22 protein-coding genes are annotated in these 23866 nt (G+C 41.2%); 12 read left to right on the top strand and 10 right to left on the bottom strand.

Features of this window, described 5'->3' with window-relative positions; genetic code table 11:
* Positions 1-18: 18 nt before the first annotated feature.
* Together CSV73_RS07020 and CSV73_RS07015 are read right to left on the bottom strand one after the other, a co-directional pair.
* Entirely contained in the window at positions 19-1779 is a 1761-nt protein-coding gene (locus CSV73_RS07020; RefSeq protein WP_099627016.1) for a GMC family oxidoreductase, read from the bottom strand.
* Positions 1780-1796: 17 nt separating this feature from the next.
* Positions 1797-2576, bottom strand: coding sequence for a gluconate 2-dehydrogenase subunit 3 family protein (locus CSV73_RS07015; protein WP_233202848.1), 780 nt, complete (start codon positions 2574-2576; stop codon positions 1797-1799).
* A gap of 316 nt (positions 2577-2892) precedes the next feature.
* Here CSV73_RS07015 and CSV73_RS07010 point away from each other — a divergent pair, with 316 nt between their 5' ends.
* Entirely contained in the window at positions 2893-4128 is a 1236-nt protein-coding gene (locus tag CSV73_RS07010; RefSeq protein WP_099627015.1) for an S-layer homology domain-containing protein, read from the top strand.
* A gap of 62 nt (positions 4129-4190) precedes the next feature.
* Here the strand turns inward: CSV73_RS07010 and CSV73_RS07005 are convergent, their stop codons facing one another.
* The 6 genes from CSV73_RS07005 to CSV73_RS06980 all read right to left on the bottom strand — a co-directional run bounded on the left by CSV73_RS07005 (position 4191) and on the right by CSV73_RS06980 (position 8965).
* On the bottom strand, positions 4191-5441 hold the full coding sequence (locus CSV73_RS07005) for an Nramp family divalent metal transporter (RefSeq protein ID WP_099627014.1): 1251 nt from the start codon (positions 5439-5441) through the stop codon (positions 4191-4193).
* Positions 5442-5492: 51 nt separating this feature from the next.
* On the bottom strand, positions 5493-6128 hold the full coding sequence (locus CSV73_RS07000; RefSeq protein ID WP_099627013.1) for a helix-turn-helix transcriptional regulator: 636 nt from the start codon (positions 6126-6128) through the stop codon (positions 5493-5495).
* Between the two features lie 107 nt (positions 6129-6235).
* Complete coding sequence (locus CSV73_RS06995; protein WP_099627012.1) at positions 6236-7189, bottom strand: agmatinase family protein; 954 nt, start codon at positions 7187-7189, stop codon at positions 6236-6238.
* 300 nt (positions 7190-7489) lie between these two features.
* Complete coding sequence (tatC, locus tag CSV73_RS06990; protein ID WP_099627011.1) at positions 7490-8398, bottom strand: twin-arginine translocase subunit TatC; 909 nt, start codon at positions 8396-8398, stop codon at positions 7490-7492.
* A 12-nt stretch (positions 8399-8410) separates the two neighbouring features.
* The gene (gene tatA, locus CSV73_RS06985; RefSeq protein WP_158232304.1) at positions 8411-8635 is read right to left on the bottom strand and encodes a twin-arginine translocase TatA/TatE family subunit; all 225 of its coding nucleotides are present in this window, start codon (positions 8633-8635) and stop codon (positions 8411-8413) included.
* Between the two features lie 45 nt (positions 8636-8680).
* Positions 8681-8965, bottom strand: a complete 285-nt coding sequence (locus CSV73_RS06980; protein ID WP_099627010.1) for an SEA domain-containing protein — start codon at positions 8963-8965, stop codon at positions 8681-8683.
* A gap of 195 nt (positions 8966-9160) precedes the next feature.
* Between CSV73_RS06980 and CSV73_RS06975 the strand changes: the two genes are divergently transcribed.
* Positions 9161-10405 carry an S-layer homology domain-containing protein gene (locus tag CSV73_RS06975; RefSeq protein WP_099627009.1) on the top strand — a complete coding sequence of 415 codons (1245 nt, stop codon included), beginning with the start codon at positions 9161-9163 and terminating at the stop codon, positions 10403-10405.
* A 172-nt stretch (positions 10406-10577) separates the two neighbouring features.
* Here the strand turns inward: CSV73_RS06975 and rpoN are convergent, their stop codons facing one another.
* On the bottom strand, positions 10578-11858 hold the full coding sequence (gene rpoN, locus CSV73_RS06970; RefSeq protein ID WP_099627008.1) for an RNA polymerase factor sigma-54: 1281 nt from the start codon (positions 11856-11858) through the stop codon (positions 10578-10580).
* Between the two features lie 112 nt (positions 11859-11970).
* Positions 11971-12396, bottom strand: coding sequence for a DUF1284 domain-containing protein (locus CSV73_RS06965; RefSeq protein ID WP_099627007.1), 426 nt, complete (start codon positions 12394-12396; stop codon positions 11971-11973).
* 167 nt (positions 12397-12563) lie between these two features.
* On the opposite strand from CSV73_RS06965, the gene CSV73_RS06960 reads away from it, so the two are divergent.
* The 10 genes from CSV73_RS06960 to CSV73_RS06915 all read left to right on the top strand — a co-directional run bounded on the left by CSV73_RS06960 (position 12564) and on the right by CSV73_RS06915 (position 23715).
* A complete protein-coding gene (locus CSV73_RS06960) occupies positions 12564-13484 on the top strand; it encodes a DMT family transporter (protein WP_099627006.1) in 921 nt (306 codons plus the stop codon).
* 186 nt (positions 13485-13670) lie between these two features.
* Positions 13671-15005, top strand: coding sequence for an alkaline phosphatase (locus tag CSV73_RS06955; protein WP_099627036.1), 1335 nt, complete (start codon positions 13671-13673; stop codon positions 15003-15005).
* Between the two features lie 282 nt (positions 15006-15287).
* Entirely contained in the window at positions 15288-16868 is a 1581-nt protein-coding gene (locus CSV73_RS06950; RefSeq protein WP_099627005.1) for a PucR family transcriptional regulator, read from the top strand.
* 124 nt (positions 16869-16992) lie between these two features.
* A complete protein-coding gene (locus tag CSV73_RS06945; RefSeq protein WP_099627004.1) occupies positions 16993-17634 on the top strand; it encodes an aspartate/glutamate racemase family protein in 642 nt (213 codons plus the stop codon).
* Between the two features lie 3 nt (positions 17635-17637).
* A complete protein-coding gene (locus CSV73_RS06940) occupies positions 17638-19212 on the top strand; it encodes an OPT/YSL family transporter (protein ID WP_099627003.1) in 1575 nt (524 codons plus the stop codon).
* Positions 19213-19225: 13 nt separating this feature from the next.
* Positions 19226-20272 (top strand): S-methyl thiohydantoin desulfurase family protein, encoded by a 1047-nt coding sequence (locus tag CSV73_RS06935; RefSeq protein WP_099627002.1) that lies wholly within the window; start codon positions 19226-19228, stop codon positions 20270-20272.
* 15 nt (positions 20273-20287) lie between these two features.
* A complete protein-coding gene (locus CSV73_RS06930; protein WP_099627001.1) occupies positions 20288-21229 on the top strand; it encodes a DUF1177 domain-containing protein in 942 nt (313 codons plus the stop codon).
* Entirely contained in the window at positions 21226-21897 is a 672-nt protein-coding gene (locus CSV73_RS06925; RefSeq protein WP_099627000.1) for an AroM family protein, read from the top strand. Before CSV73_RS06930 ends, CSV73_RS06925 begins: the two co-directional genes overlap by 4 nt.
* Before the next feature lie 40 nt (positions 21898-21937).
* On the top strand, positions 21938-22807 hold the full coding sequence (locus CSV73_RS06920) for a DMT family transporter (protein ID WP_158232303.1): 870 nt from the start codon (positions 21938-21940) through the stop codon (positions 22805-22807).
* Entirely contained in the window at positions 22804-23715 is a 912-nt protein-coding gene (locus CSV73_RS06915; RefSeq protein WP_233202847.1) for an aminopeptidase, read from the top strand. Before CSV73_RS06920 ends, CSV73_RS06915 begins: the two co-directional genes overlap by 4 nt.
* The last annotated feature ends 151 nt before the right edge of the window (positions 23716-23866 follow it).

Here is a 23866-nt window from a genome sequence, read left to right as displayed (position 1 = left end):
AGAACGCTTTTCCTATTATTAAACCGTTTCTTTACTTGTCTTACTTTCAACTAGTAAACCGCCATCGCCCTTAAGATATTTAATCATACCTTCTGCAGCACGGTAAGCAAATGCACCAATGGTTTCAGTTGGATTGGAGTTACCAAAGTGCGGGAATGAAGATCCACCGACAACAAATACGTTTTCCATTCCCCAAACTTGTGAATAGGTGTTAACAGCTGACGTTTCTGGATCTTCACCCATAATCACGCCGCCTGCTGCATGTGTATTGACGCTCGATGAAGTCATTTCCACATCGTCTGCTACAGGTGGAGTATCGACAATATCCGCACCCATTTCTTCAGCAATTTCTGCACATTTTTCAGCAATCATTTTTGCCATGTTACGTTCTTGATCCGTAAATTTAGCTGTTATTCTAAGAAGTGGATCTCCGTAGACATCTTTATACGTTGGATCCAAGTCCAAATAATTGTGTGTATACGGCATAGTGCCTTGCATACCACCAATATTTAAATAACGGTGCGCATAATGAATGGATTTTTCTTTAAACTCTTTACCCCAATAAGGCGTGCCTTGTGGAACCCGGTTGTTCGCAATGGCCGCAGCTCCATCTTGGAAAATACTGATGTTAAATCCATGAAGGAAATCTGTATCGGTATTATCGATATGGTCTCCATTAAAGTCGTCAATTACACAACCTAGTGCGCCAGCTCCCGCAAATGTGTTGAATTTCTTTTCTTCAAAATAGGCAGTGGCTGCATTTCCACCGATTCCTGTGTAGTGGGAAGTGAAGTTTTTACCGATTACTCCTTTACCAGTTTCGGGATTGTATTGCTCTCCGATTCCGGATAACATCATTAAGCGATTGTTTCCTGAGAAAAATGCAGCCGACACAACAAGATCTGCAGGTTGTTCGAATTCTTCCAGTGTAAGAGGATCCACATACAATACGCCTGTTGCTTTTTTGCCGTCATGCAGAATCCGTTTTACATGTGCATTGTTACGAATTTCAAAGTTTCCTGTCTTTTGTGCCGTTTTAAGAACCGTCACGATCGGGTCTGCTTTAGCGGCAAAGTCACAACCGTACATGGAACAAAATGCACAAAATACACACGCATTGATAGTTTCGCCATCTGGATTTACATATTGTTGCGAGACGGTTGCAGCAGGCATGCGGAATGGATGATATCCTAGTTTCTTCGTAGCATCTGCAAACAACCGAATAGCAGGAGATTCTTTCATTGGTGGATTCGGATACTCGTCAGAACGTGGGGGTCCTAGAGGATTCACTTCACCAGAAATCCCAGCTGTTTTCTCCCACTTATCATAGTAGGGTTCCATATCATCATATGTAACGCCCCAGTCTTGAACAATCATATCTTTAGGGATACGCTCTTCACCGTACTTTTCAATAATTTTACTGCGAATTTCAAAATCAAATGGAAGCCAACGGTAAGACCAGCCTGACCAGTGTACGGACGTGCCGCCTGTACCTTCATCGTAGATAGGATAACCATTATGTTTACGCATGGGAACCGCGTCATCATCCACATTATTTCTGAAAGTCATCGTTTGTTTCGTTAAGTCCTGAGCCAATTCATGACGCTTTGTATAACGAAGTTCATCTTTTGATCCGATGAAATCTTTTGTCGTTCTTTCTTTACCTCGCTCCAAACAGACTACTTTATAACCCGCTTTACTTAGTTCAGCAGAAGCTATACCTCCAGCCCAACCACTTCCAACGACGACAACGTCGACTTTATCTAATTTTTCAGCCATGTAAGTAACCCCTTAAATTACGATTTTTGTTGATAACTTGTTAGACTCATTGGATCTCTTTTAACGAATTCATCTTTTTCGATGATATCAGCGTAGGAAGGCACAGCACCAGGGAACTCCTGCATTTTCCAACCAGCCATATTGCGATTACCACCATATAATGGATCGGAATACGCACCTTCCATTGTTAATTCACGAAGTAACTGGAACATACTACCCGCATTTACGCCGCGAAGTTTTACTTTAGAGCTCTCAAAGTCTTGTAAAATTTCAATTTGTTGTTCTTCTTCTGCTTTATCAAATGTTACATCAAAACGTTTTTTACTTTCTTCATTCATTTTTCTAATGCCCGTAACGATCACTTGGCCTCTGTTCAGACTAGTTTGATCGACTGGTGGATCATTTTTTAAAAATGGACCTTGTCTGTAATCCGTACCATTGATGCCCCATGATCCAGCCATTTGTTTATCGATAAAGTAGGGAACGCCTAATTCGATCGCACCAGGACCATTATCGTCTTTCGGTAAAATACGTTCAGTTGCTTGTTCAAGAACGACAAAGTCTTCGTATCTTTCAAAGAACATACGTGCTTCTGTCAACTCCACCTTTTGATCTTCTGTTTTTACGGGAGCACTTTTATCGGATTTAAATTGGTTAGTCAGTAATCCGCCAAGTAATGAACCACCTGCGACTCCTCCGACAACCAAACCGGAATTTTTCATAAATTGACGACGGCTTGCATCTGGTGCTTGTTTAGCATTAGAATCGCCAGGTTTCATATCTTTTTTATCGGCCATTTTCCATCCTCCTAGGTTGTTGAAAACAATTTTAATGTTAAATAGATAATTTGGCAATTCTATCTAATAAAGTGTTATATGTCAATTCATCTGGGAGTTTAATAGCTGTAAAGAGTGAAAAGTGTAAACGGTCATCCATAACCGGTGATCAGTTGGTTTAAGTATACAATGGTGTTAAAAATTCTCGGAATGTATAGACTAGACGTAGAGCACTTCCTTAATTATACAAATGTGTATATACTTTCAGCAGAGTTATTGATAATATGAGAGTAGATTGTTTTGGATAGTCTACTACCGAACAAAGGAGTGAAAGTGTATGAAGAATACTTTACGAGTTTTAGTGTGGACAGCATTAGTGCTGGCTCTATCGCTTGTTTTTGCAGATCCCAACGAAGCTTCTGCGAAAGAATTTAAGGATGTATCGAAGAAGCACCCGAACTACACGGCGATTCAAGAAATGCAGAAAGCGGGGTATATCACTGGTTATCCTGACGGTACGTTCCGTCCAGGTGAACCGGTTAGTCGTAAGCACGTAGCCTCGTTGCTCGATCAAGTGTTGAAATTTCCGCAACCGCCTACCGATAAACTGGTCTTTACGGACGTGCCGAAAAACCATATGTATTACAAGCCCATTATGAAGTTATACAACAAGGGGATCATCAGTGGTGGAATGGATGGGAAGTTCAATCCGAATGCTTCCATCACAAGAATCCAGATGGCCAAGATGCTGGATTTGGCATTTGAGCTCAATATGAAGGAACCGGCACAGTTTGAAGATCTACACTTCTTACACTGGGGATACGTACATGCGAGTGCATTGTATTCTAATGGGGTAACGAAGGGAGATAAAGGGAAGTTTCTTCCGAATCAGTCCGTTACACGTGCGCACTATGCAGAATTTTTATATCGTGCGATGAAAGTAGGGAAATCACCCTCAGGTTCTAGTGTAACTAAAGAAAAAGCGGTAGATTTGACTATGCGCTTACCTATTGTGATTGAAGGGATTCGTATCCAAGGGAAAGTGGATAATCAAACGTATAATCAGCTTCGTTCAAAACAGCTACCTTATGCTACAAAAGCATTTGTGGATGGCTTGCTGAAAGAAGATTATCCGAGCGTCTGTACAGAGTGTGATTCGTTTTTATTCCCTGGTTTAACAATCGAACCTTCCATGCGTTTCAATTATAAACAACCGGATGCGAATACGCTGCAAGTCCATACCGTTTCATTTAGTAATGTTCTATCAAGTGGCGGCTTTGTTGACTACGCGTTTAAGAAAGAATCGGGTAGTTGGAAGATGGATGACTTTGATTGGACAGAAGTAGGGAAAAAGAATTTTGAACTGACTAAAGCTGAAGCAGAGCGTGTTGTGAAATTGAATTATGCTTATTCTTCAAATGTTAAAATAACGTACGTTTCACAAGCGAAAAAGACAGGTGAAGATCCTGTCACGAAAGAAAAATATCCATTTACAGAGTATAAATTTACTGTAGACACGAAAGATGGCCGTGATACAGTGCTTGTGAATTCAGACGATGGCTTGGCTTACTAATAAAACAAATCAAAAAAGCGTCCCACTTTTATAGTGGAACGCTTTTCCTTGTGCAACCCTTCTTACAAGTATACTTGAACTGCATCAACTAGACTATAACCACCAAGGAAAATCGCGATCAAGATGACGATAGCTCCAATGATATTGAGTAAAGTGGAGTTGCGCTGATCTCCGAGTAATTGTTTATTATTCATAATAACAAATAGGTAAATCGCTACAATTGGAAGCAGAATTCCGTTTAATGCCTGTGCCGCAAGCAATACATTGAGTGGACTGAAACCAATTGCGGAGGTGATAATACCAATGACGATCACACCGGAAAATACCATCTTGAACTTTTTATTCTTCATTCCGCCTTCCCACTTTAATACACTACTGATTGCGACTGCAGCGCCAAGGGGACTTGCGATAGCGGATGAGAAACCAGCTGCAAAAATGCCTATTGCGATAAATACTTTCGCCCATGAACCGAATAACGGCTCTAATTGGACAGAAAGGTCAGCTACACTCGTCACTTCCATGCCCATCATCGTAGACGCTGCTGTGATCAAAACGGCAGCAGTTATTAACCCTCCTATACAAATTGAAATGATCGTATCCCATCTTGCTTCCTTCAAGTCACTTACCTGCGTCCAGCGTTCCTGCACCATGGAAGAGTGGATGAAGAAGTTATACGGGACGACTGTTGTTCCGACCAATGCGATAATAATAATGATCGATCCGGTCGGTATGCTTGGGATGAATGCCCCGGCAAATACCGCGCCAATATCAGGTTTTACAACAATCATTGTCGTAATGAACGTCACACTCATGACGATGACGAGGAAAATCATTAACTTTTCAATTAATTTATAACTGCCCGTCAATCCCAAGAATAGGATCGCTATACCAATGAAAGGGCTTACAATATGTGCTGGAATATTCGTCAATGTAGAGACGCCAAGGGACGTTCCCATCAAATCACCTGAAATATACGCAGCACAGCCAACGCCGATCGATATAATGACGAGCCAGATAGAAGCGAATTTCAGTAAAGGTTGTTTGAATTGGTCGTGTATCGCTTCACCCAATCCCTTTTTTGAAACTACACCCAGTCGTGCAGACATTTCCTGAAGAACAATGGTTGCGATAATAGAGAAGACTACTGCCCATAGAATGGCGTAACCAAATCCAGCACCTGCGCGAGTGGCGGTAGTGACAGTACCCGGACCTATGAATGAAGCAGTAATAATAGCTCCCGGTCCCATCGATTTTATCTTTGAAAGTAACCCTTTTTTCTTAACTTGCTGTGTAACGGGTACGTTAGCGACCATCTTCTTTTCCTCCCCTAATTGTCCTCACTGAATAGGCGAGGAAAAGAAAGGTCACTTTTCCTCGAGTGAGTTATAAATGGTTTGTTTGGATACACCTAATAAATCCGCAATTCGATCAGCAGATCCTTGAATCAAAAATATTCCTTTACTTTCCAACTGGCGCACAAACGTAATACGATCTTTACGTTTCAAGTTTTCAACATCGATTCCAAGCTCCACGATAGTGCTTTTCGTAATATTATCGAACACTTCATCGATATGAGTCGCATACGTTTCATCGAAATGCTGCCCATCATAGCTTGTGTCCGGACGAATCATTTCTTCGAGCACTTGCTGCAAACGATTGATTTCTGTGATATCCAAATTGATACCAAGGAAACCAATCACTTTGCCATCCATATCTCTAATGAATACAATGGAAGTCTTGATAATCTTTCCACGCGTCGTATTCGTGATGATGCCATTCAAATCTTTAATGTCCTCGTGCTTCTTCTTCAATTCCTTCAAAATGACTTCCGTAGTAGGGGCTCCAACCGCTCTGCCCGTAACATCCCCTTTTAAATAAATTAAAGAGGATTCTACTTTCGTCACATCATGGATTACAACTTCACAGTTCACATTGAACACACTATATATGGCATCAGCCATTCGTATATAAGAATCGAAAATCAATTGGTTTTGTTTCATATCTTCTAACACTCCTCAGATTAAATACTATTCCTTATTTTCCTATACCAAGAAAGAAAAATCGACTATTATCAATCGAAAGGTTTAGTAGTTTGAGAAGTAGTAGCTCATTTTCCTTCTTTTTGCTGATGGTGAAGGATATTTCCTGCTAGTGCATACAGGATCAAAGTAGAAGCAAAATGGGCAGAAAATTGATTAGGATCTTGTTGCGGATAAATTTCCACGAAGTCCATCCCGATTACGCCTAATTTACAAATTTCATGTACCAAAGTCAGTAATTCATAAGAAGTTAAGCCATTTCCATCTACTGGACCGCCCGGATTGAATGCGAAGTCCAACACATCACTACAAATCGTCAAGTACACGCAATCTACATCTTTTGAAGCTTGTGCATAGATTTCTTTAGCCATCTCTTTTAAATCTTTATGGCCACGGATTTCATTGATCGTAATGGTCACTGCACCAGCTGCTTTCGCATTGCGTCCGCTTTCGGGTTTATTGCGAGGGCCGTGGATACCTGTATGGATAATACTTTCGTTACGCACACCTTCTTGTTCATACAAACGAGCAAATGGGCTACAACGAGCGAACTGATCACCGTTGTGAGAAGGAAGGTTGTCATAGTGAGCGTCCATATGAATGATTCCAACCTTTTTATCCTGCTCTGCAATCGCTTTCACGATAGGGTACGTAATACCATGATCGCCGCCAAGACCGATGACGAACTTGCCTGTTTTCCATAATTCCGAAGTGAAATCAGTGATTCGCTTCATCGTTTCGTCTACATCAGCAGGCACGATGTCGATATCTCCCATATCACCTAGTGTGATATTTTCGAAAACATCCATGTCGTTGATTTCAGGAAGGTAACCTGAGTAGCGTGAAGAACATAAGCGCATGACTTTTGGACCGAGTTCGCAGCCCGTGTAATCTCCCCAAGTAACCGCACCTTCCCAAGGAACTCCGTATACAATCACATCTACATCCGAAAAATCTTTTGTTGCTGATATATTTTTAGCCCCCAACATACATGGAGTATTGCCATAAATCATCTCTGTCATATTAATAACCACCTTTAATTTTTTTAAAGAACTTTTACTAATAATAAAGCCAAGTGGACTAATTGTCAAATAGTTTTAAATAAATTAAAATTGTTGTGCGAATACACATGGTTTGAAAAGGCGTAGAAGTGAAGTATGAACGGTTGGGGTGGTGTATAGAGCGGCTGGCGAGGTGTATAGAGCGAATATCGGGCAATATAGAGCGCTTGCCTGGATTTATGGGCACGGCTGCGTCCTTCACGTATATTTTCGCATGAAAAAAGCGTCCCACTTTAAAAGTGGAACGCTTTTTCATAGTCTTTACGATGCCTCTGCTTCTGGTACCAATCGTTTTTCAGTTTTCATGACAATGAAAATACTTGCTTCATACAAAGCGATCATCGGAATGAGAATGATCAACTGACTCAAGAAGTCAGGAGGCGTGATCAATGCGGACACTACAGCGAGAATCACGTAGGACCACTTTCTTACTTTTTTCATAGTTTCGGATGTCAGAATACCGATAGCGGACAGGAATAGCGCGACGATTGGAAGCTCAAAGAGCAAACCAATCGGCATGGTGGTCATTAATAAAAAACGTGCATATTCTTTTGCCGTGATCATGACATCAAAATTCATTTTACCGAGCTTCACTAAGAAGTTATAGCTTAGTGGATTGACTACGTAGTACCCGAATGCCAGACCACCGACGAATAGGAGCAGAATAGCAGGGGAGTAGAGACTTAGGAAACGTCCTTCTTTCTGCGTCAGACCCGGTTTGACGAACTGCCAGAGGAAATGACAGACGAACGGGACGGACAAACCAAATGCCATCGCAGCGGAAATCGTCGTATAGAATGAAATGACTTCAAGCGGACTCAAAACGATCAGCTTATAGCCCCGTGTGACGTATGGGAACCATAGATTGATGGTGCTGAATACGGCAATGAAGAAAACCAGGAATACGACGACACTTTTGATGAGCTGCTTCCGAAGATCCGTGAGATGCTCGATTAGCGCAGGATCTGCATCTTTCTTTTCATCGTCAGGTTGTTCAGGAGGAGGCATTCTGGATTCTTCCGGTTGTGGTTCTGGTTTTAATTCTTCTGGTATAGCCCGTTCAGTGGAAGAAGTCTCCGCAGAGTGATCGGGCAGAGCGGTTTCTTCATCATTTGCTTTTTTGTCTAATGGGCTTTCGTTTTTCCGGTTTTGATCACTATACGGATCCATCTTTTCACCTACTTATTTAATATCTTTTTTATCAGTTTCAATCGTTTTGGCAGGAGTAACAGTTGTTTTTTCTTTTTCTTCATCATCGCCCATAATATCTTTAGTAGCTTTTTTGAACTCTGCTAAAGTTTTACCGACTGCTGAGCCGACTTCAGGCAATTTGCGAGGTCCAAAAAGAATCAAAATAATCACAAGGATAATAATGAGCCCTGGTACACCGATTGCTGCTATATTCATAATCCATCCATCCTTCCCACTTAATTTATACGAGAAATCCACTTGTTACTGGTATTTCTGAATGCCTTCCGCAGTACGATAGGCAAGTGCACCGACTGTTGCAGTAGGGTTGTATCCACTATTATGAGCGAAATTCTCCACACTCACAACAAATAAGTTTTGTACATTAATGAAGTCTAGACCGCTATAGTCGAAATTACCCCCAGTGAAATTATAAATTGTTGTACTGGAAGACTCGAAACTATGAACGTATTCATTGTAGTATGATACATCCCATGACGTTTCATTAAACATAATCGAAGTTTGGCGAAAGGATAACAATCTTTTCATGCTAACAGACTTCTTACGATAGGTCAAATGTCATTTTCACCATGGCGAAAACTTGAAATAGGACGGGATTAAAAATAACACTGGAGTATTTGCAATATTGCGAAAATAAATATATACGAATCATTTGAAACTTGGTAGAATAATAATAACAAGTAACCTACAGCCGACAAAATAATTCACTGAGGAGGAAAGATTATGAACAAGACTGGTCGGATTTTCGTTTGGACTGTATTGCTCGTTATGCTTTCATTTGTTTCATTCGGTTCCACGCAAGCGGCAACAAAAGAATTCAAGGATGTGTCGAAGAATCACCCGAACTATGAAGCGATCCACTATTTACAGGATAAAGGCTTCATAGGCGGCTATACAGACGGCACATTCCGACCGCAAGAGATGATTTCACGTAAACACGTGGCGAAGTTACTAGATCAGGCGCTGAAGCTACCGCAAGTAAACAGCACCGTCACGTACCGCGATGTACCGAAAAGTCACCCGTACTATGCCTCGATTATGAAATTGACTGCAGCTGGCATTTTCAGTGGCGGAACAGATGGCTACTTCAATCCGGATGCACCGATTACACGGATTCAAATGGCGAAAGTTCTCGATATTGCTTTCGATCTGCATATGACGAAGCATAATGCCTTTTATGATGTCTACAATGACCACTGGGGCTATACACATGCCAATGCATTGTTCGCGAGTGGAATTGCGAAAGGGTATCAAGGCGAATTCTTCCCGGATGCAGCCGTAACTCGCGCACACTATGCACAGTTCCTGTACGGTGCGATTCTCGTGAAAAACGCGCGTCCTGCTAACAAACAAGTGACGAAAGGAAAAGCATGGGATCTCGTCAACCGCTTGCCTTTCCAATTGGAGAAAGTAATGAGGGAAGGTCAACTGTACGGTCAATCCTATGCAGATATTCAGCCTTCGTTGCGCGCGTACGCAACGAAATCATTTACCGAAAAAGGCCTGTCGTCTTACTACGGCAAAGCGTGTATAGAGTGTTACGCACCCGTCTTCCCATTCATTCGGTTTGAGCCGGTCGTGCGGTTTGATTTCAATCAGCCGGATGCCAATACACTCAATGTCAACACAGTTGAATTCCAAAACGGATTTTCCGTTGGTGGCTATGTAGCTTATCAATTCAAAATGCAAGACGGCAAATGGAAAATGAACGCACTCGACTTCACGCCAGTCGGTACGAAAAATTTCAAGCTAACGATCAAAGAAGCAGAAAAGGTCATTAAAGAAGAATATCTAGCATATGGCCATAAAAACACGATTGTCAAACATGTCACAACCACTCAACAAGTCGAGCTGGATCCCGTGACAGATGTGCAGTACACATTCGATCAGTACACATTCAATGTGGAAACGGAATACGGCCGCATGAAAGTGAAATTTAATTCGTCGGATGGGTATACCATTCAATAAATCACAAAGCCGCCATGACCTGAATGGGTCGAGCGGCTTTTTCTTATACCGATATTTTTCAAGCGAGTAAGGAGGAATTCACATAAATACAAACAATACGTCAAAGCGCATCATATTTCTACGGACAGGGGAAAGGGCACCGGAGAAATGACGCACGTATAGAACTTAAAGTCTATAAAATCGACTTCCGTTTACTAGACGACAGGATGTGAAGTTCTTCCCGGTACTTGCTGACCGTCCTGCGCGAAATAGTAATTCCTTGTTCTTTCAAGAGTAAGTCGACAATCTTTTGATCGGATAACGGCTTACGTTTATCCTCATTTGTAACCAGTGACTGGATAGATGTTTTGACAGCGGATGGCGACACACTGTCACCATCCTGTGCGGCTAGTTTGGAAGTGAATAATGAACGCATTTCGAATGTGCCAGCAGGTGTTTGGATCACTTTATTGGAAACCGTACGGCTAATGGTCGACTCGTGCATCTCGATACTATCCGCTACATCTTTCATCGTCATGGGCTGCAAGGCTTTCCTTCCGTGTCGAAAAAACGCGTCCTGTTTTTCGAGAAGATCCGTCACAATGCGAATGATCGTATTGCGTCGCTGTTCGATACTCGTCAGCAACCATTGCGCTTGTTTATGATAACCGCGCAAATAGGAAGACAGTTCGGATGTACCTGTAAGAGAAGATACATACTCCTTGCGCAGTCCGATTTTGGGAAGATCCCGATCGTTCAAATGAAACGATAATTTCCCGTCTTTTTCTTCTATGATCACGTCAGGCATCATAAATTCTGTTTCACTGTGACCGAGCTCTGGACAAGGTCTTGGATGCAACGTCAGCAGAAATTCATGCAATTCGTTTACGTGAGCCATCGTAATGTTCATACCTTTTGCGATATCTGCCCATTTACGTTCGGCCACATAGGGCAAATACTTCGATATGAACGTTTCGATTAAAGCGGGGTACTCTTCGCAACTTTTAACTTGTAGCAACAAACATTCCTGCAGTGTCCGAGAACCTATGCCAGGTGGACCGATTTGTTGCAGTAATTCAATACCTGTCTCTACATGTTCTATAGACTGCATCTCTGCACATAAATAGCCATTATCATCCAAACCATGAATCAACGTCTTCAGTAATTGCTTCGTCTCGACGTCTTTGAAATCAATTTCGACTTGGCGCAGCATTTGGTCACGCGTACTGACTTCTTGCTGCTTCACCCATTCTGTGGAATTGGTTTCCTGACTAGAGTAATTAGTGGATTGCCGTTCTTGGAATGAATCCGTTCTTTCAGCTTCCTGTATCTCAATTACAGGATTCTCTAACTCTTTTTCTCGTATATATAGTTCCAGATCATAAGTTGATAACTGCAAAAGCTCGATCGCTTGCCGGAGTTCAGTAGTCATCCGCAAACCGAGTTCTTGTTTTTGCTGGAGAGACATATTCATCGAAATCTCCTCCTCATTATAAGTCCATATAATGAAAGTGTATGAATGCGCTTTCATTTCTATGTACTTATCATATCATGCTCTTTCCACTTGGACTATTGTTCTGAGGAATTTATTTGTCCTGAAGAACCTCCCGCAATGCTCTTGATTCCACTATATCCTCGACACCTTCCTGGCAAAACCCGTACGAACGCCACGAGCAGGTTTCGCACACTACGACAATATCATCCGGTACCACATGTAGCCGAATTCTTCTCTCGACTTCACGCCAAGGTAACACATCACTGACTTTCAATGCGAGCTTGCGCAAAATTTCCGCGTCGCGTACATAAATGCCTTTATCTTCACAATGATACGGTTGTCCTTCAGGAAATTTCGCGCATAAATAATCGGGTCCTTTCGTGATTTGAATCAACGTATCGGGCCGTTCCCGTAACACATCATGAATTTTCGTCATGTTTTCCGTGTACTCTGCTGAATAGCCCATTCCCCGATATCCAAGCAAACAAAAGATATGGTGCCCGCGTAATTTGATCATAGAAACTCACCTTTTCTGAACTGTATACTAGTTAACTTGTTTTGTTATTTAGTATACACATAATCGTGTGTAGGAGGGAAGTGCGAGTTTGGTAACATTGACTTTGTGAATGTACCTTTTATAATTAGCCCAATACGAAAATAATCTGCAGAGAGGGCTAGTGAACTATGAAAGATTTAAAAGTAATTATCACATTAGTACTCGTCATGTTCACATGGGGAATGAACGTATCCGCTCTCAAATATCTCGTGACCTATTTTGATCCGATTACTATGACGTCCATGCGTATTATGTCAGCGGCCATTTTAGTGTTTGTCATCTTATTTTTTCTTAAGAAAATTCGCTTACCTAGAAATAGGGAATGGCTATATATTGTTGGGGGTGCAGCGACCAATGTCGTAATGCATCATTATTTTCTAGCGGAAGGACTCTCCAGAACGAGTGCTGCTAACGGAGGATTAATTTTAGGACTTGGACCGCTATTGACAGCGACGTTAGCTGTTTTTATTTTGAAAGAGAAAATTACAGGTGTACGTGCTATGGGCTTTCTATTCGGTGGTATAGGCGTAAGTATCGTGGTGCTTGGAGGTAGTGGAACAGTAGGCAAAACTTCATTCGGAGATGTCGAAATCTTCTTATCGATATTGTCCCAAGCCATTAGTTTTATGCTAATAAAAAAAGCTTCCAGAACAATGGATGCAAGACTACTGACAGGATACATGATGTTAGTCGGTTCCATCATTTTAGTCATCATCGCACTGATAAAAGAACCAGGTGGCTTTGCTGACTTAAGTAAAGGAACCCCAACTGTCTGGGGTGTATTCCTGTTCTCTGCCCTGATCGCAACCGCAGTTGGTCACATGGCGTATAATTCAGCCATTCAAACCATCGGTGCAGCACGGGCTTCGATCTTTTTGAATTTCAATACATTTTTCGCACTGATTGGCGCGAGTATATTTTTAGGGGAATCCATTTATCCCGCTCACTTTATCGGTTTGGTATTTATTGTGGCAGGGGTCTTCTTCGGTTCGGGTTCTTTGGAGATGTTTATGGGGAATCGGAAAAAATCTGTACCGCCTGTTGGATAGTTAGTAGATGGTGGCGTGATAAATATAATCCGCTAGTTTAACAACGAAATACTATTTTAAAAGCACTTTCCTTACAAAACATTTACACAGCCTTCTCCGTATATTAATAATCTTCCAGTAGAGTAATAGTTGATTACAAATACAGGAGGTTGTTTATTGTTGAAGAAGACAGTCGTGCCCGTAGTCATGCTATCCGCTGCGTTAATTGGTGGAGCCATCTGGACAGGGAATAATTCAACGAGTTCAGCTAACGAAGTGAAAAAGGAAGACGCTACAGAAATCAAGAACGTCATATTTTTGATTGGGGATGGCATGGGAAGTTCCTATACATCCGCTTATCGTTACTTCAAAGATGATCCGAAAACTCCTGAGATCGAGTTAACAGCGTTCGATAAATATTTGGTCGGTCAACAAATGACATATCCTGATGACGACGAGGAGTCGATCACCGATTCAGCATCTGCGGCAACGGCTATGTCGTCAGGTGTCAAAACATACAATAACGCCATTGCGGTGGATAAAAAGAAAGAGCGTGTGCAAACTGTCCTTGAAGCGGCAAAAGAAGCAGGGAAGTCGACAGGCCTTGTCGCCACTTCTGAAATTACACATGCCACTCCCGCCGCTTACGGTGCCCATAATGAAAGTCGAAAGAATATGGACGAAATCGCCGATGATTATTACAATGAACGCATCAATGGCGAGCATACCATCGATGTCCTTCTAGGCGGTGGGAAAAAACACTTCGTCAGAGAAGATTTGAGCCATGCACATTCATTCGAACTGGATGGATATGGATATGCCACGACAAAAGAAGAGTTATTGAACAATAAGCATGATAAAATACTAGGATTGTTCGCAGATGGCGGCATGTCAAAAATGATTGACCGTTCGGCAGAAACCCCTTCACTGGAAGAAATGACAGAAGCGGCGATTGAACGATTGAAGAAAAATGAAGACGGATTTTTCCTCATGGTGGAAGGAAGCCAAGTCGATTGGGCAGGACATGACAATGATGTGGTCGGCGCGATGAGTGAAATGGAAGACTTCGAGAAAGCATTCAAGGCAGCTATCGAGTTTGCGAAAAACGATCCCCACACATTGGTCGTTGCGACGGCGGATCACTCAACTGGCGGATTTTCCATAGGAGCGGATGGCGTCTATAACTGGTCTGCCGATGTCATCAAAGCCGTGAAGCGTACACCTGCTTTCATTGCACAAGAAATTGCGAATGGAAACGATGTAGAACAGACATTGGAACGCTACATCGATCAAGAAAGTTTGCCATTGGAAAAGAAGGAAATAGAAGCAATTCAAGCAGCAGGTACAGAGGCAAGTGCTATCGAAACAGCTATCAAACAAATCATCGATAAACGTTCGTATACGGGTTGGACAACTAGTGGACATACAGGTGAAGACGTACCGGTTTATGCCTATGGACCATCCAAAGAGCGTTTTACAGGACTGTTAGATAATACGGATCATGCGGATATTATATTTGATATTATTGCGGGTGAGAAGTAAGGCTATATCCTACAAGATACATGAAAGAAAAACGCCTCCCTATCGTAAAGATGGGGAGGCGTTTACTTGTGATTAATTGAAAATTCAATTCGTTAATTGCTATGATACATCGTGCAATAAAATTGAAACGTATATGAAAGAACGGAAGTAGCAGAAAAATGATATAGGTATGTTATGAAAATTCCTGTTAGATAAAGAATAAAAATATTAAAAATACTAATTCTCTACCTACTCCTTATAATCTACAGTATATTGTATACTATTAAGTTAGGAGGGATATAGATGAATATTCACGAAGCGCTAACGATTGGTGACTTGACGAAAAGTATAACTATTGCTGGATCCGAAGGTATAACACGTGAAATCACTTCCATTGAAGTAATGGAAGTTCCTGAAGTAGTCAGCTGGGTTACATCGGGGATATTAGTTATGACAACGTTTTATTCAATTAAAAATGACAAAGAAAAGCAAATTGAAATCGTTCAGACATTGATTGATAAAAATGCAGCAGGTATAGTCATCAAACTCGGTAGATTCGTTGATGAGTTGCCCGAAAAAATGTTGGCTATTGCGAATAAAGAAAATTTCCCTATTATTGTCATACCTAAAAATGTTTCATATATCAATGTACTGGCCCCCTTATATGAGCGATTATACAAAGAGAAGCAGCTAAAGGAAAACTCCTACCAACCATTCATAGACTTTGAATCCAAATCCTTTGTCTCACTTTCAAAAGCAATGGAAGAATTGAGTGAAATTATCGGAGGTCCATTATATATAGAAGATGTACAGTGTTCTCTGCTCTATTGCACGAAAAAATTTCTTCCAAATGGTTGGCGTGATTCTAAAGCTCTGTTTTCTAGACCAATCCATACGAATTATGAAGAGCTTTATGAAGAATGGAAGACATCACTTATACAACCTGGTGGAACATTGCTAAAAATAGATGGTTTTCGAAATATCTTGATTATGCCGTTACTATCTAACAAATATATCTTTGGGATGCTTCATATACCTTATACGGAAAAACTAGAAGCCGGCAATAGTCCAATCGAAAATCTGAAAGAGACCGTGGAAAAGATAGAAGAATTATTTATGAATGAACAGCTCTACTTACAAAAAAAACGAATTGAACATCTTAAACGGCTGGAGCAATTCAACCAAGCAGATGAGCAAGAATTTCAAATGAAAGAGCACTTCATTATTCGCTTCCATGCAAGCTGGTTTGAAAAACATGGTACGCTAACGCATTATGTCATTGATTATTCAAATATAGTATTGAAAGAGCTACTATTTATTATGGAAGACATTCCAGAATGCTCTTTTACATTGTTCGAAAAGCATGGTCGCTACTATGCACTAGTAGATTGCAAAAAAGATGAGGGTGTATCTGTTATGAAATCACTTGAAAAAGTGGTTGTAGAGAGTATCCACTCATTGACAATTGCAGTGGCTCCGATAGAAAAAGACAGTCGCGTGGTGGCGGATAGTATTCGGTTGGTCGATAAAACCATGGAAATCGGACGACTTATTAGAAAAAAAGAGACGTTCTACACCTACGATCAATTAGGCATATATGAAATTCTTATTAATTTAACATCTCAAAATGTAGTGAAAAACTATACTAAAAGTATTTTAGAACCATTATTTGTCGATCAAAATAAAGAATTACTACATACGTTAGAAGTATATTTGAATGAAAATGGTAATGTTACAAAGGCATCGGAAAAATTGTTCATACACCGACGAACATTGACATTCCGACTGCAGAAAATACAAAAACTATTGCAGATGAATATTGATGAAGCAGAAAATCGTTTTATTTTGAACTTTTGTTTGCGAATAAAATCTTTAAATAGATAGACGTCTTAGAACGTCTATTTTTTATTGTGTAAATTATGTGCAATACAACCGACTGAAAATTGCACACTACTAACATTACATTGAATAGTTAAATTATTTATAGTTGGTCAAAGGAGTGGTGAGAATGTTGGGAATTATTCGAGTGCTCACAACAGATGATGAAAAGATCTTGCTCGAGCATGGAGAACGCATGTGGGAAACAGATCAAATTCAAACAATTACACGATGTATTCAAGATCAGCCAAATGGCATTTACGATCCTAAGACAGTGGCAGAAGCTGTCCCAAAGATTATTTCTCTTGCTCAAGAACTTATCAGAGAACCTGGTGTGGACGCAATAACGATTAGTTGTGCAGCCGATCCAGCGCTACAAGAGTTAAAGGAATTGGGGGATTTTTATGTAATGGGTGCAGGTGAATGTGGAGCAAAGGCGGCTATGCAAGCTGGACGAAAAGTTGCTGTGATAGGAATTACGAATACGATTCCGAAAAATATTATTGATGAATTAGGTGGCCACTTTTACACCTATTCCTATTCGCCAAACTTACAAAAAACTACGGACCTATTTACAGAACAAGCAAAGGTAGAATTACTAGCACTTGCGCATGAAACAGTGAAGTGGGGGGCAAATGTCATATTGTTTGCTTGTACAGGGTTCTCTACGATTCGACTGAAAGCGTATTTATTAAAAGAAATCCATATACCGATCATTGATTTGGTAGAAGCGCAGGCATTGGGGTATAAACAATTTACAAAGGGGGGGTAAGGGATGAATACAAAGACAAAAACATTTGATTTACCATTTGTTATCTTTTCGATCATCATTTCAATATTTGGTGCAATAATCGGGATGCAGTTGATTACATCATTAGGAATCACGCCGAATACATCGATTATCGGTGCACTGGTTGCAATGCTAATCGCTAGAATACCGATGCAGATGTTTTATAAGTATCGTTCAGTAGAGAATCAAAATCTTATTCAGACTTCGATATCAGCGGCAACATTCGGAGCGGCGAATAGCTTGCTTATTCCGATTGGACTCCCATTTGTAATGGGGATGCCTGAACTAATTACACCGATGCTGATCGGTGCAGGTCTTGCTTTGTTCATTGATGTATTCATTCTCTACAAAGTATTTGATTCGAAATTATTTGGAGCCAATGAAGCATGGCCACCTGGTATTGCGACAGCAGAGGCGTTAAAAGCTGGGGACCAAGGTGGTTCAAAAGCCAAATTCCTTGGTATAGGTATTGGAGTTGGCTTAATCGGATCGTACTTTGGTATCGCGATGTCGGCCTTTGGTGTGGCATTCATCGGCAACATTTGGGCGTTACTCATGTTTGGTATTGGCCTATTGCTTCGCGGCTATTCCATTCCGATGTTTGGTGTAGATATAAATGAATTTTATATTCCTCATGGCATGATGATTGGTGCAGGCTCAGTTGCTTTACTACAATTTGTCATCACGCTTTGGCAGGCGAAGAAACAAAAGAATGCACAACGTAAAGAAGAGGGCGACTATAGCTACACGCGTTCAGACAATGATGTAAAAAAAGGATTTGGTATCGGTTTTCTACTGTATGTAGTGGCGGCTCTTATTTTAGCGGTTATTGGCGGAATCATCGGCGACATGTCAGTAACACAAACGATTATGTTTGTACTGTTCGCAGCATTTGCCGCATTGGCCAGTGAGATTATCGTCGGAATTGCAGCCATGCACTCCGGTTGGTTCCCGGCATTCGCGGTGACATTGATTTCCTTGCTTATCGGTATGATGTTAGGCTTCCCACCGATTGCACTTGCACTACTTACTGGTTTTACAGCTGCAACAGGTCCAGCATTTGCTGATTTAGGCTATGACTTTAAATCAGGAGCGATCTTGCGTAGTCACGAAAAGAAAGCAATTGAGATATTTGGTCGTAGACAACAATTAAAGAGTTCATTAATCGGTTTTGGTGTAGCGATTGTCATGGTAGCTCTTTTCCACGATTCCTTCTTCGCACAAGATCTTGTACCACCAGTAGATCTTGTCTATGCTACTACGATTGAAAGTGGCTTGGGCGGAAACGTTGGCATGTTACTTCTTCTATGGGCAATTCCAGGCGCGCTCATCCAATTAATCGGCGGTCCTAGACGACAAATGGGTATCTTGTTTGCGACAGGTCTATTGATTATTAATCCAATCGCCGGCTGGGCGGTACTTGCAGGTATTACCATTCGATTTATTGTACTGAAAGTAAAAGGTCCCGAAGCAGAATCTACAATGTACACCATGGCAGCAGGATTTATCGCTGGAGATGCGATCTACAGCTTCTTCACGTCACTATGGAAAGTAAAGTAATGGAGGAATAATTATGACAATACGAACACTTACAAAAGATGATGCAATTAATGGAGTTTATGGAGGCTGTATTTTAGGCGGGGGTGGCGGTGGCTGGATTTCAGATGGCTTAGAAAAAACAGAGCAAGCCTTTACTCTTGGTTCACCACAACTTATCACGATAGATGAATTAGAGGATGGAGATTATGTAGCGTGTGTATCACTAGTTGGTGCACCATCCGCTAGAGACGTATATATCAACAGTGAACAGCTTGTCTCAACAGTAGAACGAATCCAGCAGGAGTTTCCAGAACCAATTAAAGCACTCATGACAAATGAAAACGGAGCGGCTACCACTATCAACGGCTGGCTCCAAGCAGCTGCAACGGGACTTCCATTCTTGGATGCACCATGTAACGGTAGAGCCCATCCAACGGGTTCCATGGGATCTTTAAATTTATCGGAAGAGGAAGGCTACGTGTCCATTCAAGCATTTGCGGGCGGAGAAGGTGATCGCCGAGTAGAAGGTGTCATCTCCAGTACACTAGACATTTCATCCAACATTGTGCGCTCAGTCTCGGTAGAAGCAGGTGGCATGGTAGGGGTTTGCAGAAACCCTGTATCTATTGGTCATATTAAAGAACATGCCGCGGTCGGTGGCATTTCACAAGCTATAGAACTTGGTGAAGTCTTCTTTTCGGTAGAAGGTCCTGACCGTATTGAGGCGGTAGCTACCCATTTAAAAGGACGGGTCATTTATTCAGGTACCATCAGCAAGTTTGACTTAAAGGCAGTAAAGGGATTTGACGTCGGTTATGTACAAGTGGATGATCTCGAAATGACATTTTGGAATGAATACATGACAGTGGAAATGAATGGGGAAAGAAAAGGTACGTTTCCTGACCTCATTATGACATTTAACGCAGAAACGGGCATGCCTGTTGTCAGTGCAGAGCTAGAAGAAGGAATGAAGATCGCAGTCATTTCTGTCCCGAAAGAACATTTAAAATTAAGCTCGACGATGTTCAATGAAAAACTATTACGTATGATTGAACCGATTATTAACAAAACTATTATTTGAAAAGGATGATTACATATGTCATTAAAGTATACAATGGACGTTATGGAAATCTTAGATGATATCCATGCTAGTGGGAAACAAGTAGTAGATTTATTCGAGGGATTTGAACATTGTGAAGCCACTTATGAGACAGTTACAGGAGCTAAAGGTTCTACAGACTTCGTGAAAATCGTTGTGAGAGGAACGGAAGGTAAACTTAGCGGTGGAAAAGCGCGAACACTAGGAATCGTTGGTCGTTTAGGTGGAATAGGTGCCCGTCCTCACAGAATAGGATTTGTATCAGACGGAGATGGAGCGGCAGCTGCGGTCACAATTGGCTTGAAACTCGCTAATATGTCAGTTAAAGGCGATCGTTTATCTGGTGACATCATTATTACTACGCATATTTGTCCAACTGCCCCTACACAACCACACGAACCAGTTGATTTCATGGGATCGCCAGTAGATATCTTGACGATGAATCAATATGAAGTAGTGCCCGAGATGGAAGCGGTAGTTTCGATCGATACTACAAAAGGAAATCGCGTATTTAACCATCGGGGTATTGCACTATCGCCAACTGTGAAATCAGGATATGTACTGAAATTCAGTGATGCGTTACTTCGAATCATGGAAATGACAACAGGGGATTTACCTGTAACATTTGCAGTGACTACACAGGATATTACACCTTACGGGAATGATGTTTATCACATCAACAGTATTCTACAGCCTGCAGTCGCAACCGATGCACCCGTGGTAGGTGTGGCAATCACTGCTAAAACGGCTGTGCCAGGTAGCGGAACGGGTGCAAGTCATGAAGTGGACGTAGCGCAAGCAGTCCGATTTACAATCGAAATTGCTAAAGAATTTACAAGAGGTCAAATAGAATTCTACGATGAAAAAGAATTCGGACGTTTGGAAATGTTATATGGTTCCATGAAGCATCTCCAAACATTGGGAAATGAAGAAGAATGACAAAGAAAATCGTAGGTGTTTTGACAATCGGACAATCGCCGCGAACAGACGTGACCCCATTCATTCAATCCATTATGGGCGCAGACGTCACCATTATAGAAAGCGGAGGATTGGACAGCTTGACGGACGAAACTATTCATTCTGTCCTACCTGATGACACTGATACAACTTATATTTCCAGAATGCGAAATGGTCAGTCCGTAAAAATCGGGAAAAGCAAACTCCTTCCTTTATTGCAAAAAGAATTAACCGAACTGGAGAGTAAAACGGATATTACATTAATGTTATGTACAGGTGATTTCCCAACATTGCGCACGACACAACCTATTATCTATCCGGATCAAGTGCTAAATGAAATGGTTAGCGCTATATCATCATCATGCTCGCTTGGTCTGATCATTCCATTGGAAGAGCAAAGAGAGAAATTACTGGCGAAGTGGAATCAGCAAGGACTGAAATTGTTTACAGAAGTGGCATCACCCTATGAAAAAAGTGATATCGCAGGAGCTGCACTTGCACTGCAAGAGCAAGGGGCAAGTTTGATTGTACTTGATTGCATGGGCTATGGTGAAGAACATAAATTGGAGGCTGTAAAGAGCAGTGGGCTACCGGTGATCTTGCCGCGTACATTGGTTGCCCAAGTCCTTTCAGAGTTTGTGTCTGAATAGACCCGGTTTTCCGGGTCTTTTTTACATGGGGGGTAGTAACATGCCAATTATCGCTTTATTTTTGCTCAGTATACTGTGGGGCTCAACATTTTATTTTACCAAGCTATTGCTGCCAGACTTCCATCCCGTGTCTATTGTGTTTTACCGCTGCTTATTCGGTGCGATGACGTTATTACCTTTCTATCTAACGAAAAAAGGAAAAGGAAAGTTTACATGGGATAAGGTCCCTTTCCTATTGGGCATACCTTTACTAAGTGCAGGAATTCCGTGGATACTTATGAGCATCAGTCTACAGAACTTAGACACGACAATCAGTGCTGTATTAAATGCCACTGGCCCAATCTTTGGTGTGCTAATCACTATATTTTTACTAAGAGAACGAGTGAAAAAGCCAGCTGTTATTAGTGTCATAGTTGGATTTACAGGGATTTTTATCGCTTTTGCAATTGGTTCAGCGGAGACGAAGAGCTTCCAAATAGGGAGTGCGATTGTACTACTCTTAGCGGTAAGTTTTTATGCATTATCGTCTGTTTTAACAGGGAAGTTTTTAACGATGTACTCAGTCGTGACGATTTCTCTTTGTTCCATGACAGCGGGTATTCTCTTTTCAGGTCCTATTATGTTGGCGGTGGATGCTAACAGTCTACAAGGATTTACAGACAGCCAAAACGTCTATTGGTTTCTGTTACTAGGCGGGGTCAACTCTGGTGTAGGGAATTTATTGTTTTATTATATAGTAAAATCAGGTGGAGCAATTTTTGCACTATCGATTACGTATTTAATGCCTATTACGACGATCTTATTAGGCTATTTCCTATTGCATGAGCCAGTAGGAGCGGGAACGTTTATTGCGTTAGTATTTGTGTTATATAGTGTATATTTATCAAAAAGAAAGGGTGTAGCAGATTGAAAAGCTTTCAAGAAACAGTTTCTACGTTAATGGTAAATAACTTTGAAGTGACAAAAGACATTAATGCTTTGGTGCTGATGGATATGAGTACTGAGGAGTTGGGTAAGAAGTTTTCAGATGCGTTGCAAAAAGATGGCTGGAAAGTACGCACGTATCTTATGGAAGATCGTACTAGGTCTGGAGAGGAACCACCGCAAGAAGCTGCAGATGAAATGTTGAAGTATGATTTAGTGTTCTGTTTAACGAAACATTCATTGACTCATACAGTCGCTAGAAAGAATGCTAATACTCATGGAATCAGCGTGATCACGATGCCAGGTATTACAGAAGATATGTTCTTAAATGGTGCAATGTCTGCAGATTACAGTCGTGTAGAAAAAGAAACGCTTAGTATGACAGACAAATTAACAGATGCCCATATGGTCATTATTGAAACGGGAGCTGCACATGAGCTAGTCATTCCAGTAAACGGTCGTAATGGAGTGCCAAGTACAGGGGTATTCCGTGGAAAAGCCGCGTCTGGCAATCTCCCGTCTGGTGAAGCATATATTGCACCGCTTGAAGGTGAGGCAGTAGGAACAATCGAAATAAATGGATCGATTTCAGGTATTGGGCTAGTGGCGAAGCCTATTGTGTTAACGATAGAAAAAGGCCGCTTAATCGACGCTAGTGGACAGAGTGGAAGGGAATTACTGGAATTGTTAGGCGATGGAGACGGACGATACTTATGCGAACTAGGTATTGGGACAAACCATGCAGCTCGTTTAACCGGCAATATTCTTGAAGATGAAAAAGCCTATGAAACGATTCACGTCGCATTTGGTTCCAATCATACATTTGGCGGAAAGATTAAAACGAATGTGCATATAGATTGCGTAACGAAAAATCCAACAGTCAATTGGAAATAAAGTTCAGTAAATACTATATATGGTCAAAAGATCATACAAAAAAAGAAGTTACAGCTCAAAACACGAGCTGTAACTTCTTTTTTGTGTGCAATTTTCAACTTTATAAAAATAAAAATAAAAATAAAAAATCAGTATCCTTTTTGAATAATTC

The sequence above is a fragment of the Sporosarcina sp. P1 genome (assembly GCF_002743155.1).
In the GTDB taxonomy this organism is placed as follows: domain Bacteria; phylum Bacillota; class Bacilli; order Bacillales_A; family Planococcaceae; genus Sporosarcina; species Sporosarcina ureae_B.
The sequence above is the reverse complement of the archived record's forward strand: the minus strand, read 5'-3'. Positions and strand labels throughout refer to the sequence as shown.